The 13,782-nt window shown below is 65.2% G+C and carries 11 protein-coding genes; 2 read left to right on the top strand and 9 right to left on the bottom strand.

Going from position 1 to position 13,782, the window contains the following annotated elements; all coding sequences use genetic code 11:
• Position 1: 1 nt before the first annotated feature.
• Together F791_RS0109840 and purB are read right to left on the bottom strand one after the other, a co-directional pair.
• Entirely contained in the window at positions 2–1,165 is a 1,164-nt protein-coding gene (locus tag F791_RS0109840; protein WP_019592508.1) for a cupin domain-containing protein, read from the bottom strand.
• 4 nt (positions 1,166–1,169) lie between these two features.
• Positions 1,170–2,537 carry an adenylosuccinate lyase gene (gene purB / locus F791_RS0109845; RefSeq protein ID WP_018139407.1) on the bottom strand — a complete coding sequence of 456 codons (1,368 nt, stop codon included), beginning with the start codon at positions 2,535–2,537 and terminating at the stop codon, positions 1,170–1,172.
• Positions 2,538–2,655: 118 nt separating this feature from the next.
• Here purB and F791_RS0109850 point away from each other — a divergent pair, with 118 nt between their 5' ends.
• The gene (locus tag F791_RS0109850; RefSeq protein WP_018994951.1) at positions 2,656–4,044 is read left to right on the top strand and encodes a lyase family protein; all 1,389 of its coding nucleotides are present in this window, start codon (positions 2,656–2,658) and stop codon (positions 4,042–4,044) included.
• A 3-nt stretch (positions 4,045–4,047) separates the two neighbouring features.
• Here the strand turns inward: F791_RS0109850 and F791_RS0109855 are convergent, their stop codons facing one another.
• The 7 genes from F791_RS0109855 to F791_RS0109885 are packed head-to-tail and all read right to left on the bottom strand — an operon-like array spanning position 4,048 to position 12,313.
• Complete coding sequence (locus F791_RS0109855) at positions 4,048–5,997, bottom strand: bifunctional diguanylate cyclase/phosphodiesterase (RefSeq protein ID WP_019592509.1); 1,950 nt, start codon at positions 5,995–5,997, stop codon at positions 4,048–4,050.
• A gap of 45 nt (positions 5,998–6,042) precedes the next feature.
• Positions 6,043–6,882: an HDOD domain-containing protein gene (locus tag F791_RS0109860; RefSeq protein WP_018139410.1), complete on the bottom strand. Its 840-nt coding sequence runs from the start codon at positions 6,880–6,882 to the stop codon at positions 6,043–6,045.
• Positions 6,879–7,271: a hypothetical protein gene (locus F791_RS0109865; RefSeq protein WP_018139411.1), complete on the bottom strand. Its 393-nt coding sequence runs from the start codon at positions 7,269–7,271 to the stop codon at positions 6,879–6,881. Before F791_RS0109865 ends, F791_RS0109860 begins: the two co-directional genes overlap by 4 nt.
• A gap of 15 nt (positions 7,272–7,286) precedes the next feature.
• On the bottom strand, positions 7,287–10,034 hold the full coding sequence (gene acnA, locus F791_RS0109870) for an aconitate hydratase AcnA (protein WP_018139412.1): 2,748 nt from the start codon (positions 10,032–10,034) through the stop codon (positions 7,287–7,289).
• A gap of 16 nt (positions 10,035–10,050) precedes the next feature.
• Positions 10,051–10,680 carry a high frequency lysogenization protein HflD gene (gene hflD / locus F791_RS0109875; RefSeq protein WP_018139413.1) on the bottom strand — a complete coding sequence of 210 codons (630 nt, stop codon included), beginning with the start codon at positions 10,678–10,680 and terminating at the stop codon, positions 10,051–10,053.
• A gap of 53 nt (positions 10,681–10,733) precedes the next feature.
• A complete protein-coding gene (gene mnmA, locus F791_RS0109880) occupies positions 10,734–11,855 on the bottom strand; it encodes a tRNA 2-thiouridine(34) synthase MnmA (RefSeq protein WP_018139414.1) in 1,122 nt (373 codons plus the stop codon).
• Positions 11,852–12,313 (bottom strand): NUDIX hydrolase, encoded by a 462-nt coding sequence (locus F791_RS0109885; RefSeq protein WP_018994953.1) that lies wholly within the window; start codon positions 12,311–12,313, stop codon positions 11,852–11,854. The genes mnmA and F791_RS0109885 overlap by 4 nt, the downstream gene beginning before the upstream one ends.
• Positions 12,314–12,438: 125 nt before the next feature.
• Here F791_RS0109885 and icd point away from each other — a divergent pair, with 125 nt between their 5' ends.
• Positions 12,439–13,695 (top strand): NADP-dependent isocitrate dehydrogenase, encoded by a 1,257-nt coding sequence (gene icd, locus F791_RS0109890; protein ID WP_018139416.1) that lies wholly within the window; start codon positions 12,439–12,441, stop codon positions 13,693–13,695.
• Positions 13,696–13,782: the final 87 nt, after the last annotated feature.

Here is a 13,782-nt window from a genome sequence, read left to right on the forward strand (position 1 = left end):
CTCAGGTCTGCGTGGAGTCCTCAGCGGGCTCCAGCCAGCCTTCCTCCAGGCCGTCGCGAAGCATTTCGTGAATCTCCGGCCATTGGTGTTCCCAGTGCCGCGGATCGAGGGTCTCCGTAGCGCACAGCTGCTCCAGTTGGTCCGGCGACAGGGTGTCGGCCGGGTAGCTGTGCCCGGCGGCGCAGAGGACCGGCCCCGTCGGCGTCTTCAGCCAGTGGCGCCGAATACCCGGGTGAATACGGCACGCCCTCGCTGCGGCGAGAGGATCTCCGGGATGCAGTTCGACGTTCCCCGCAGGCCGGCTCAGTACGCGCCCGAGGAAGGCATCCAGTTCCGTGTCGTCGGCGGCGAGCATCTCGCGCAGGATGCCGCGCAGCCGGGTGCGGTCGTGTGACGGCAGTTCGCTCGCGTAGGCGGACACCGGGCGCTGGGGATCGCTGTATCGGGGCGCTTCGCCGACCCGGTTGGCCCGTTCTTCCAGGAACCCGGTCAGCAGATCGAGGTAGGTCGGGGCACGAAAGCCGACCGACCAGGTCATGCACTGATCATCCAGGGAGAGGCCGTAGTGGGGCAGGTTGGGGGGCAGGTAGAGCAGGTCACCGGGTTCAACATCCCAGCTCTCGCTTGGCTCGAACTCGCGCAGGATCGCCAGCGGCAGGTCGTCGTGGCAGTCCAGCGGTCCCGGTGGCGACTGGATCTGCCAGCGCCGACGCCCGGCCGCCTGAAAGAGAAAGACATCGTAGGCATCGACATGGGGCCCGACCGATCCCTCGGGTGCTGCGTAGGAGATCATCAGATCGTCGCGGCGCCAGCGCGGGACAAAGTCGAACCGGGCCAGGAAGTCCCGCCCCTCGGGCCAGAAGCGCTCGACGTCACTGACCAGCAGGGTCCAGGCGCGATCGGGCAGGGAGGCGAAGTGATCTTCTTCGAACGGGCCGTATTCGACTTCCCAGTCGCCGTGGTCAGTGTGGCCGAGTACGAGCCGGGCGCCGGCATCCGGATCACAGGCGAGTCCGGCCAGGTCGTCGGGCTCGATGGGGTTGGAAAAGCCCGATATTGCGCCGCGCACCAGCAGAGGCTTTTGTTGCCAGTAGTCCCGGAGAAACTCCGCCGGTGAGAGCCCGCCCAGCAGCTCCAGGGCCTGATTCGGGTCGTAGGCGGGCAACGCGTTACTCGTCGCGCGCCAGCTGGCTGGCGATCCCCGTGTAGCGGCCCGGGGTCAGCTTGCGCAGGCTCTGTTTCGCCTCGTCCGGGATCTCCAGGCCGTCGATGAATTCGGCCAGCGCCTGCGGCGTAATGCGCTGGCCACGGGTCAGCGCCTTCAGCTTCTCGTAGGGAGAATCGATCCCGTAACGGCGCATCACCGTCTGCACAGCCTCGCCCAGCACCTCCCAGTTCTGGTCGAGATCCTCGTCCAGGCGGCCGGGTTCGATCTCCAGCTTGCCCAGACCGCGTTGGAAGGCCTTGTAGGCGATCAGCGACCAGGCGAAGCCCATGCCGATGTTGCGCAGCACGGTCGAGTCGGTCAGGTCACGCTGAAAGCGCGAGACCGGGAGCTTGCTCGCCAGGTGATCGAACACGGCATTGGCCAGCCCGAGGTTGCCTTCCGCGTTCTCGAAGTCGATCGGGTTGACCTTGTGCGGCATGGTCGAGGACCCGACCTCGCCGGCCACGACCTTCTGCTTGAAGTAACCCAGCGAGATGTAGCCCCAGATGTCGCGCGAGGCATCCAGCAGGATCGTGTTCAGACGCATGAAGGCGTGAAACAGCTCGGCCAGGAAGTCGTGCGGTTCGATCTGGGTGGTGTGGGTATTGGGGGCTAGCCCGAGGCTCTCCACCATGCGCCGCGAAAGCGATGGCCAATCCACTTCCGGGTAGGCCGCGTAGTGGGCATTGAAGTTACCCACCGCACCGTTGATCTTGCCCAGGCATTCGTTGGCGGCGATTGCGGCGCGCTGCCGCTCCAGACGGTGGACCACGTTGGCCAGTTCCTTGCCCATGGTCGTGGGCGAGGCCGGCTGACCGTGGGTCCGGGCCAGCAGGGGCTGATCGGCGAAGCGCCGAGCGAGCTCGCGCAGCGGCTCCAGCACGGCATCGAGCGCCGGCAGCATCACGTGATTGCGCGCCTCGCGGACCATCACCCCGTAGGCGAGGTTATTGATGTCCTCGGAGGTGCAGGCGAAGTGCACGAACTCGATCTGGCTTTGCAGATCGGTCCGGTCGCGCATCTGCTCCTTGATGTAGTACTCGATAGCCTTGACGTCGTGATTGGTCGTGGCCTCAATCTCCTTCACCCGGGTGCCGGCGACCTCGTCAAATTCCAGGGCAATCTCGTCCAGGAACGCCTCCGCCTCTGCGGTTAGCGGCGGGACCTCGGGGATAGCGGGCTCCGCCGCCAGGGCCTTGAGCCACGCAATCTCCACCCGTACCCGGGCCTGCATCAGACCCTGTTCGGAAAAATAGGGGGCCAGGTCGCGGGTGTGCCGGGCGTAGCGGCCATCGACGGGACTGATCGCGGACAGGGGGCTCAGGGACATGATGCACTCGAGTCGGAATGGGTGGGTCCGCAGGGCGCGTGGGGCATGCGCTCTGCGGACGGTCGATTGACGCGGCGCAGTATAATACAAAGCTACGCCCGATCATTTGGAGGAGTGCATGTCGAAGTCCCCGACCCGCCAGGAGCAGGACAGCCTCGGACCGGTGGAAGTCCCCAGGGATGCCCTGTGGGGCGCCCAGACCCAACGCGCCATCGACAACTTTCAGATTGCCGGCCGGCCCATGCCGCAGGCGTTCATTCGGGCCCTTGCGCTGACCAAGGCGGCCTGTGCGGAGGCCAACCAGGAACTGGGGCAGCTCCCGGACGGTGTGGCCAGCGCGATTGTGGCGGCGGCCGAGGCGGTCGCGGCGGGCGAGCATGCGGACGCCTTCCCGGTTGACGTCTATCAGACGGGGTCGGGCACCAGCACCAACATGAACATGAACGAGGTGCTCGCGCGGATCGCATCGGGTAGTGAGGAACCGGTCCATCCGAACGATCATGTCAATCGCTCGCAGAGCTCCAACGACGTGATCCCGACCGCGTTGCATGTATCTGCGGCGCTGGCGCTGGAGGAGGAACTGGTCCCTGCGCTGCGCCACTTGATTGCCACGATCGCCCGCCGCGAGCGCGATGTGGGGGCGCTAGTCAAGACCGGGCGTACGCACTTGATGGATGCGATGCCCGTGACGATGGGGCAGGAACTCTCCGGCTGGCGTACCCAACTGGAACTGGACCTGGATCGCCTGGAGCACACCCGTGTGCGCATCCAGCGTCTGGCCATTGGCGCGACTGCAGTGGGCACCGGCATCAATGCACCGCCGGCCTTCGGCGCGCGTGTAACAGGGCGCCTGGCCGAGCGAACCGGCCTGCCGTTTGTGCACGAGGGTAACGGTTTTGCGGCACTGGCCAGTCAGGACAGTGCGGTGGAGCTTTCCGGGCAGTTGCGCACGGTGGCCGTCGGGCTCACCAAGATCGCGAACGATCTGCGCTGGATGAACTCGGGCCCCCTGGCGGGGCTGGGCGAGATTGCCTTGCCGGCCCTGCAACCAGGCAGCTCGATCATGCCGGGCAAAGTGAACCCGGTAATCCCGGAGGCCGTGATTATGGCCTCGCAACAGGTGATCGGCCTGGATGCGGCGATCACCGCCGCCGGCGCCGCGGGCAATTTCCAGCTGAACGTCGGCCTCCCGCTGATTGCCGACAATCTGTTGAGTCAGATCGGTCTGCTGGCACGGGCCTCTACCCATCTGTCGGATCGGGCGATCGCGGGCTTCACCGTGAACGAGGACAACCTGCGGGCCGCGCTGGATCGCAACCCGATCCTGGTCACGGCCCTGAACGCCGAGATCGGCTACGAGGCGGGGGCGCGCATCGCCAAGGAGGCCTATGCCACCGGGCGGCCCATCCTGGACGTTGCGGCGGAGCACACGGATATCCCGCGCGAGCGGCTGCAGGTACTGCTGGATCCGGCGAAGTTGACGGGCCCGGAGGGTGCCGGCGGGTAAGGCTTATCCGGCCCACGGGAGGCGGGTCCGGTCCTGCAGCAGGGTGTGGAAGTCATTGAAGGGCATGGGGTGCGCAAAGAAATAGCCCTGTGCCTCGTTGCAGCCGAATTCGCGCAGGATTTCGGCCTGGCGTTCGGTTTCGACGCCTTCGGCGATGATGTTCAGCCCCAGGGTATGCGCCATCTGGATGATGGCCTGAACAATCCGCGCGTCGCCGTCGCTGCGTTCGAGGTCCTGGACGAAGGAACGGTCGATCTTGAGGGTGTCCGCTGGCAGCTTCTTCAGCTGAATCAGCGAGGCATGGCCGGTACCGAAATCGTCCACGGCCAGCCGCATACCGATCTTGCGCAGGCGCTCGAACATGCGGGCGGCACCCTTCGGGTCATCCATGATGGTGGTTTCGGTCAGTTCCAGCTCGATGCACTCGGGCGCGACATTCGCGGCCTGCAGGATGGCGTGAAAGTCTCCGGCGAGGTCGGGATGGCGAAGCTGCCGTGCGGAGACGTTAATGGCGACACGGAAGGCGTGATCCCGGCCCTGCGAGGGCAGCCGCTTGAGGTCCTGGCAGACCTGGCGCAGCACCCACTCCCCAATGGCCTCGATCAGGGTCATGTCCTCCGCCAGCTCGATGAAGTGGCTGGGGGGCAACAGCCCAAGCTTCGGGTGCTGCCAGCGGATCAGCGCCTCTGCGCCGAGGATATCGCCGGTATGCAGGTCGACCTTTGGCTGGTAGTGCAGGACCAGTTGATCTTGCTCAATGGCGGTCCCCAGTTCCTTTTCCAGCTCGAAATGGCGAAAGGTGCGGGAATTCAGGTCCTGGGTGTAGAAGCGGAAGCCGTTGCGGCCACGTTGCTTGGCCTCGTACATGGCCGCATCGGCGTTGCTGAGCAGGACATCAGAGTCTTCCCCGTCGTAGGGAAACACGGCGATCCCGCAGGAGGCGCTGGTCACCACGGGCCGATCAAAGATCGTACGTTCGACCGCGGTCGTGCGCACGACGTCGGTGACCAGTCGCACGCAGCCCTCGAGACCCTGTAGATCCTCGACCAGGATGCCGAACTCGTCGCCCCCCAGGCGCGACAGGGTCGCGCGCAAGGGACGCCCCGATCGGTCGTGGCTGCGATCCAGCAGCTTTCCGAGATCCTGTGCCACCTTGCGGATCAGCTCGTCGCCGGCGCGATGGCCGAGCGAGTCGTTCAGGCGCTTGAAGTTGTCCAGATCCAGCAGGATCAACGCGATGTGATGATCGGTTCCCTGATGGCGGGTAATGGCTTGGGACAGACGGTCACTGAACAGCATCCGGTTGGGGAGGTTGGTCAGCGAGTCGTGGGACTGGTGATGAAGCAGTTCGCGTGACTGGTGCTCGGTAATCCGCTGCAAGGCCTTCTGGCGCCGGTCCATCATCTGGAACAGGTCGGCGCTCTCGAGGGCATAGGCGGTATTGAACAGGACCATCGTCAGGGTCGAGAGGGTCATCTCGTGGCGCTGGAGGTCGTTCTGGCGAAAGCGGGCGGCAAACATGCCGCGAATGCGGGTCCGGGTCGAGATGACATGGAGCAGCACGTTCTCGCCGTCGAAGCGTGAAGGCAGGCAGACCGGATGATTCTGATGCAGCGCCCAGGAGAAAGTGCCTTCCTGAATCAGATCCTCGACGGCATCCGCGAGGTCGTATTCATCCTCCTGAGGATGCTGTTGATAGGCGAGATCAAACGAAGACTCGCCGTCGAGGATGTAGACGGCCATGTCGCGGGCCGGCAGCAGACGCCGGATGGATTCCAGACTGCTCTGGATGATCAGGTCTGGGCTGCGATTGCGGTCGGTGTCGCCAAAGATCGCGGTAGTCGAGGCGAGCACGTCCATCGCGTAGGCGTTCGCCTCCAGCGCTTCCTCGAGGAAACGGATGCGCTCATGCAGCGCATTGACCTCTTCAGGCGTTTTGTACGAAGGGCTCATGCCGGGTCGTCCTTTACCTGCATCCGTGCGCTCATCCGTCCCTCGTCAGTCCAGCAGGATCGCCTGCATCTGTCCGAGCTGTTTCCGGGCATCGCCGATCACGGCCTCGTAGGTCTCCATTTCCAGACCAATGCGGTCGAAGGTCTCTGCTTCCACGGGCGGAACGAAGCGTTCGCCAGACGAGCCCAGCCGCAAGGCGTTGGCGATGCTGTCCGCCACATGGACGATCGCGGTCTCGACCGGGAAGGCCTGTGCGTCACCCGGCGCATGGTGGAAACGGGTGGCCTCCACCTGTGCCGGTGACATGCCCCAGCGCTCCATCAATTCCGCGCCAATGGCGGCATGGTCGAAGCCGAGAAATTCGGTTTCCGCTTCGAACAGCAGCATGCGTTCGCGCTCGCGGATATTGATCAGCTCCTCGGTGCGACTGGACAGATGCAGGAACATCAGCAGACGTCCCAGGTCATGCATGATCCCGTAGAGATAAAGCCGTTCGATGTTGGCCTCGCGCCGGAATCGCGCGATCGAGCGGCTCAGAACGCCGACGGCCAGGCTGTGCCGCCAGAAGGACTCCATGTCCACGCCGATCACCGGCACGCCGCGAAAGTGTTCGATCACGACCGTCGATATCACGATCTGGCGCATCTGCTGCAGGCCGATGATGGAGACGGCCCTGTGCAGGGTGTCGATCGGTTCCGGGAAGCCATAGAGCGAGGAGTTCGCCACCTTGAGCGTCTTGGCCGCGATCGTGGGGTCCAGTTCCACAGCCTCGGTGATGGCCGCGACGTTGGCCGTCGGGTCGCTCAGGCGCGTGAAGATGGTGTTGTAGCTTCCGGAGAAGCTGCACAGGGCATCGTCGGTGGCGAGGAACTCGTCAACGGTCATGCCTGTTCACTCTGCCTTCTCGGTGCGTAGCGGCACAGGTCATCCAGCAGGGCTTTCCGCGCCAGAAGGTAGATGCCAGACATGGGGTGATCCTCGATCGAGCAATGCTGAAAACGCTCGGCCAGGATCTCGTCGGCGCGGGCCTCTATCTCTGGGGTGGGCTCGGTGGCGGGGGGCTCATCAGGCTCGTGCGGGGACGACATGGAGACGTCGTCGGCACCCTCGTCGAGCACTTCAACCGCTGTGATTCCCCAGGACAGCAGTACTCGAATCTGCTTGTCCTGGAGGACCATGCCAGCGGGGATCAGCAGCCTGCCCGAGCGGTCATAAACCGCAGTCGCCAGTGTATTGCCGGACCTCACGTCCTCTATGGATACCCGACGCGTCATGCTGTGACCTTAGTCTCATTGCGCCAGTTGGCGCAACACGTAGGGCAGGATGCCCCCGTGGCGGTAGTAGTCGATCTCCTGCGGGGTATCCAGCCGCACACGGACGTTGAAGGTCGTGCGCTCGCCGTCATCGGCCACGGCGGTGACGGTGGCCTCGCGTGCCTCGCCGTTGTTCACGCCGGTGATCGAGAACGTCTCCCGACCGGTCAGCCCCAGACTGGCCGCGTTGTCGCCCGCCAGGAACTGCAGCGGCAGCACACCCATGCCCACCAGGTTGGAGCGGTGGATGCGCTCGAAGCTCTCCACGATCACGGCCTTCACGCCCAGCAGCAGTGTGCCCTTGGCCGCCCAGTCGCGCGAGGAGCCGGTGCCGTACTCTTGCCCGGCGATCACGATCAGGGGCGTGTCCTGCTCCTTGTACTGCATGGCCGCGTCATAGATGGACATCTGGTCGCCATCCGGCAGGTGGACCGTGACGCCCCCCTGCGTGCCGGGAGCCAGCAGGTTGCGCAGGCGCACGTTGGCAAAGGTGCCGCGCATCATGACCTCGTGGTTGCCGCGCCGCGAGCCATAGGAGTTGAAGTCTGCGGGCTTCACGCCCTGTTCTTCCAGGTAACGTCCGGCCGGGCTGTCCTTGGCAATGGAGCCGGCGGGGGAGATGTGGTCGGTGGTCACCGAATCACCCAGCAGGGCCAGCACACGGGCACCCTGGATGTCGGTCAACGGCTCGGGCGTCATGCCCATGCCGTCGAAATAGGGCGGGTTGCGCACGTAGGTGGAGTCGTCCTGCCACTCGAAGCGGTCCCCAGTGGGGGCCTCCAAGTTGCGCCAGCGATCCTCGCCGCTGTAGAGATCACCGTAGGCCTTGGTGAAGCTCTGGGCATCGACATGCGCCTGCACAGCTTCGTTGACCTCTTCGGTGGTTGGCCAGACATCCTTCAGGAACACGGGGTTGCCCTGTGCGTCCTCTCCGATGGGGTCGTTGTACAGATCCAGGGTGCTGCGCCCGGCCAGCGCATAGGCGACCACCAAGGGCGGCGAGGCGAGGAAATTCATCTGCACCTCGGAATGGATCCGCCCCTCGAAGTTGCGGTTGCCGGAGAGCACGGAGCTGACGATCAGGTCATCCTTGATGATGGCCTCGCTGATCGGCTCGGGCAGCGGTCCGGAGTTGCCGATACAGGTCGTGCAGCCATAACCGACCACGTGGAAACCCAGCGCCTCGAGATCTTCGAGCACCCCGGCCTTTTGCAGATAGTCGGTCACCACCCGGGAGCCGGGCGCCAGGGAGGTCTTCACCCAGGGCTTGACCTGCAGGCCGCGTTCGCGGGCCTTGCGGGCGACCAGGCCGGCGCCCAGCATGACCGACGGGTTCGACGTGTTGGTGCAGGAGGTAATGGCCGCGATCACGATGTCGCCGTGGTCGAGGGTGAAGGTCTCGCCGTTCATCTCGATGGCCGTATGGCGCGGCTCTTCGGCCTGATGCTCAACGCCGACTGCGGTATGACCACCCTCGGCCGCGAAGCGCTCGGCCTCCTCCGGCTCGTCCGCGCCGCTGTCGCGCTCCTTGAGCATGGTGTCCAGGTGGCGGCTGATCTCGGCTCCGGCCTGGCTCAGGGCGATGCGGTCCTGCGGGCGCTTGGGCCCGGCCAGGCTGGGCTCGACCGTCGCAAGGTCGAGTTCCAGCATGTCGGTGTAGCGCGCCACCGGGGCGTTGTCATTGCGCCACAGTCCCTGGGCCCTGGCATAGGCCTCGATGAACTCGATATGGCCCGCCTCGCGGCCGGTCAGGCGCAGGTACTCGAGGGTCTCGTCGTCGATCGGGAAGATGCCGCAGGTCGCGCCGTATTCCGGTGCCATGTTGGCGATGGTGGCGCGGTCCGCCAGCGGCAGATCGGCCAGCCCGTCCCCGAAGAACTCGACGAACTTCCCGACCACGCCCTTCTTGCGCAGCATCTCGACGATCACCAGCACGAGGTCGGTGGCGGTGGCCCCTTCGGCCAGCCGGCCGGTCAGGCGGAAACCCACTACCTGCGGGATCAGCATGGAGATCGGCTGACCGAGCATCGCGGCCTCGGCCTCGATGCCGCCGACGCCCCAGCCCAGGACGCCCAGGCCGTTGATCATCGTGGTGTGCGAGTCGGTGCCGACCAGGGTGTCCGGGTAGGCCAGACAGGAACCGTCTTCACGGTCCTCGACAAACACGGTGCGCGCAAGGTGTTCAAGGTTGACCTGGTGCACGATCCCGGTGTCCGGTGGGACGACCTTGAAGGTATCGAACGCCTGCTGGCCCCACTTCAGGAAGCTGTAGCGCTCGCGGTTGCGGGAGTATTCCAGCTCTGCGTTCAGGTTCATCGCGTTCGCATTGCCATACTCGTCGACCTGCACCGAGTGGTCGATTACCAGTTCGGCCGGCTGCAGCGGCGTGATCTTCTTGGGATCGCCGCCGAGGGCCTCCATCGCGTCGCGCATGGCCGCCAGGTCCACGACCGCGGGCACACCGGTGAAGTCCTGCAGCAGTACGCGGGCCGGGCGGAAGGCGATCTCCTGCGTGGGCTCGGCCTTCGGGTCCCAGTCAAGCAGGGCCTCGATATCGGCGCGCCTGACCGTGCGCTCGTCCTCGAAGCGCATCAGGTTCTCGAGCAGGATCTTCAGCGCGTAGGGCAGGTCCCGGGCGCGCGGGTCATCGGTAATCGGCACGTAACGGCACTCGCGGCCGCCGGCAGAGAGGTTTTCGGTCTTTTTCGGTTCTGCGTGGCTCATGATGCGCTATCCGCTGTCAGGTGTTCAGTCGTTGAAGGATGTGGTCCGCTTGGCGAATCAGTCGCTTGCGGCCCAGAAGGAGCTTCCACCGAGATCCACCCGCCTGGCGCCAGAGCACGGCGGCACGGATGCCCGCCAGCAGCAGGGCGCGCACGCGCGCGGCGATCTCGGGATTGGAAAGATGATTCTGTTCGCCCTGGACGACGATCCGGGGGCCCAGCTCCGAAATGGTCTCCTTGTAGATCTCGGCCAGGCGCGCGATCACGCTCTCGTGCGTGATGGTGAAATAGTCCACCTGCCGCTGGGCACCCTGCAGGCCGTCGCCTAGTTTTTGCAGCATGTCCGGGCGTTTTTGCAGCTTGCGCTCCAGAAAGATCAGGCCCACCGCGTAGCGGGTGATCTCCATATCCGGTGGCTTGCCGCCGTTTTGCAGCTGGCTCTGCACCCGCTCCAGGCCCGGGCGCAAGCTGCTGGCGCCGCGGTAGACATCCTCGGGCGTCTCCGCGTCGAACGCGAACAGGCTGCCGATCAGGATCTCGAATTCGTACTCGTCGCAGCTGCCGCGCCAGGCCAGGTCCTTGACCAGACTCGCGCATTGGAAGAGGGCGGCCAGCGCCAGGGTGCGGTTGTGGTCGTTACGGTCCAAGCCGGAGGGCTCCCGGAGCAGGCGTGAGTGGGTGGATACGGAAAACGCGCCTACTATACCGGAACCGGGGCTTCTGACTCACTGGCGAGTGTGCGGCGGGTGGCAATCACGCCCCCCCCCAGACACACGTCGCCGTCATAAAAAACCGCCGACTGACCGGGCGTGGCCGCACGCTGAGGGGCTTCGAAGCGAACGCGTAGACGGTCCCCATCGACGGATTCCAGTCGGCAGGGCTGCAAGGGCTGGCGATGACGCAGACGCGCCATGACTGGCTGTCCCGGTTCGGGCGGGCGGTGAATCCAGTGGGCGGCCTCCGTCTCGATCTCGGGACTCATCAGCAGCGGATGCTGCGGGTCCTGCGCGACAATCAGCCGATTGCCTCCCAGGTCCTTGTCCACGACATACCAGGGGGCCTCGGGAAACCCGTCGATCCCGCCGATGCCCAGTCCCTGGCGCTGGCCCAGGGTGTAGAACATCAGGCCCTGGTGGTGCCCCACGACCTGACCTTCCGGTGTGCGCATCTCGCCCTCCGGCGCCCGCAGGTACTGCGCCAGAAAATCGCGGAAGCGACGTTCTCCGATGAAACAGATGCCGGTGGAATCCTTGCGGGCGTGGTTGGGCAGACCCAGCTCGCGGGCACGCGCCCGGACCTGATCCTTGGGGATGTCCCCCAGCGGGAACAGCGCGGGGCGCAGCTGCTCCTGCGTCAGGGTGTGCAGGAAATAGGTCTGATCCTTGTTGGCATCCGCCGCCATGCACAGTTCGCTGTGGTCAGGGAGGTGGCGCACGCGGGCATAATGGCCGGTGGCGATCCATTGCGCACCGAGTTGCCGGGCGTGCTCCAGGAACGAGCGGAACTTGATCTCGCGGTTGCACAGGATGTCCGGATTCGGCGTCCGGCCAGCCTCGTACTCGTGCAGGAAGTGGCGGAACACCCGCTGGCGATAGTCCTCGGCGAAGTTCGCCTTGTGCAGGGGGATCTCGAGACAGTCCGCGACCTCGCGGGCCATCTCGTAGTCGGCCTCGGCCGCGCAGTATTCCGCGTCGTCGTCATCCTCCCAGTTCTTCATGAACAGGCCTTCCACGCGATAGCCGGCCTCCAGCAGGCGGCTGGCCGCCACGGCCGAATCCACCCCGCCCGACAGGCCCACGATGACCCGATCGGGACCGCTCACGGCCCCTCCGCATGAACCAGTGAGCCGGCCGCCGCGAGCGGCAGGCGCATCCCGTCCTGATAGCGGCGGATGCTGCGCAGGACCAGCGGGCTGCGCAGCGGCCATCCGCGACGCGCCTCATCCGGTGTCAGCCAGTGGAGGGCATGGATGGCGGGATCGCGGGCCGGCGGATGGCTGGGCTCGCTTGCCGTGCCGCAGAACGCGACGCGCAGCGTCACCGCGCCATTCGCCAGCGCGAGCAGGTCGCAGCCAAGCAGGGCCTCCGGCTGGAAGTCCAGACAGGTTTCTTCGCGGACCTCGCGGATCACCGCTTCGACCAGGTCTTCTTCGGCATCGAGATGGCCGGCCGGCTGGTTCAGTACATGGCGGCCGTCGTCGGTCTCCTCGACGAACAGGAAGCGCCCGTCCCGCTCGATGACGGCGGCGACGGTGATATGGCAGGGCAGGCGTTCGGTCATGCCGTGAATGATAACGCAGCGGCCCGTCTTGCTGGCGTTCTCGAGACCACGTTCCCCTCGGCGGGGGCGGATGGGTATGTATAATCCGGGAGAACGATTTCAATTCTTGCGCACAAGGAGTTTGCATGGCCTACCAGCACATTCAGGTCCCGGAAAAGGGCGAACGCATCACCGTCGACGAGCAGGGCAAGCTGGTGGTGCCAGAACGCCCGATCATCCCCTTTATCGAGGGGGACGGGATCGGTGTGGACATCACGCCGGTGATGCGCCGGGTGACCGATGCGGCCGTGGAAAAGGCCTACGGTGGCCAGAAGGCGATCGAATGGATGGAGGTCTACGCGGGCGAGAAAGCCACGCAGGTCTACGACGACGACTCCGGGCTGCCGGATGAAACCCTGGAGGCGGTCAAGGACTATCGCGTGTCCATCAAGGGCCCGCTGACCACCCCGGTGGGCGGCGGTTTTCGTTCGCTTAACGTCGCGCTGCGCCAGAAGCTGGACCTGTTCGTCTGCCTGCGCCCGGTGCGCTACTACGAGGGCACCCCGAGCCCGCTGAAGGAGCCGGAAAAGACCGACATGGTGATCTTCCGCGAGAACTCGGAGGACATCTACGCCGGCATCGAGTTCGAATCCGGCACGCCGGAGGTGAAGAAGGTCATCGACTTCCTGCGAAACGAAATGGGCGTAACCCAGATCCGCTTCCCGGATACCGCCGGCATCGGCGTGAAGCCGGTCTCCAGCGAGGGCACCAAGCGCCTGGTGCGCAAGGCGATCGAGTACGCGATCGACAACGATCGCCCCTCGGTGACGCTGGTGCACAAGGGCAACATCATGAAATTCACCGAGGGCTCGTTCAAGGCTTGGGGCTACGAACTGGCGCGCGAGGAGTTTGGTGCGAAGGATCTGGACGGTGGTCCGTGGCAGACCTTCAAGAACCCGAAGACCGGCCGCGACATCGTGATCAAGGACGTGATCGCGGACGCCTTCCTGCAGCAGATCCTGTTGCGCCCGGAGGACTACTCGGTGATTGCCACGCTCAACCTGAACGGCGACTACATCTCCGATGCACTGGCCGCGCAGGTTGGCGGTATCGGGATCGCACCCGGCGCCAACCTGTCCGACACCACGGCGATGTTCGAGGCGACCCACGGGACCGCCCCGAAATACGCCGGCCAGGACAAAGTCAATCCGGGCTCGCTGATCCTGTCGGCCGAGATGATGCTGCGCCACCTGGGCTGGCCCGAGGCCGCCGATCTGGTGGTGAAGGGTATGGGCGGCGCGATCAGCGCGGGCGAGGTGACCTATGACTTCGCGCGCCTGATGGACAACGTCGAGCCGGTGAGCTGCTCGGCCTTTGGCGAGGCCCTGATCAAGCACATGTAACGACAGCGGGTGCGGGCACTTGGTCCGAGCCCGGAACCGAACGACCATGAACGTGGCCTAAGGAGCCAGGGAGACATTGGATTCGTG

Source organism: Thioalkalivibrio sp. ALRh, assembly GCF_000381425.1.
Lineage (GTDB): Bacteria > Pseudomonadota > Gammaproteobacteria > Ectothiorhodospirales > Ectothiorhodospiraceae > Thioalkalivibrio.

Bases quoted from the DNA above. Each gene is read 5' to 3' on its own strand.
- F791_RS0109885 (WP_018994953.1), bottom strand. From the start codon at position 12,313: ATGACCGAACGCCTGCCCTGCCATATCACCGTCGCCGCCGTCATCGAG.
- F791_RS0109850 (WP_018994951.1), top strand. From the start codon at position 2,656: ATGTCGAAGTCCCCGACCCGCCAGGAGCAGGACAGCCTCGGACCGGTG.
- acnA (WP_018139412.1), bottom strand. From the start codon at position 10,034: ATGAGCCACGCAGAACCGAAAAAGACCGAAAACCTCTCTGCCGGCGGC.
- F791_RS0109860 (WP_018139410.1), bottom strand. From the start codon at position 6,882: ATGACCGTTGACGAGTTCCTCGCCACCGACGATGCCCTGTGCAGCTTC.
- icd (WP_018139416.1), top strand. From the start codon at position 12,439: ATGGCCTACCAGCACATTCAGGTCCCGGAAAAGGGCGAACGCATCACC.
- F791_RS0109855 (WP_019592509.1), bottom strand. From the start codon at position 5,997: ATGAGCCCTTCGTACAAAACGCCTGAAGAGGTCAATGCGCTGCATGAG.
- F791_RS0109865 (WP_018139411.1), bottom strand. From the start codon at position 7,271: ATGACGCGTCGGGTATCCATAGAGGACGTGAGGTCCGGCAATACACTG.
- purB (WP_018139407.1), bottom strand. From the start codon at position 2,537: ATGTCCCTGAGCCCCCTGTCCGCGATCAGTCCCGTCGATGGCCGCTAC.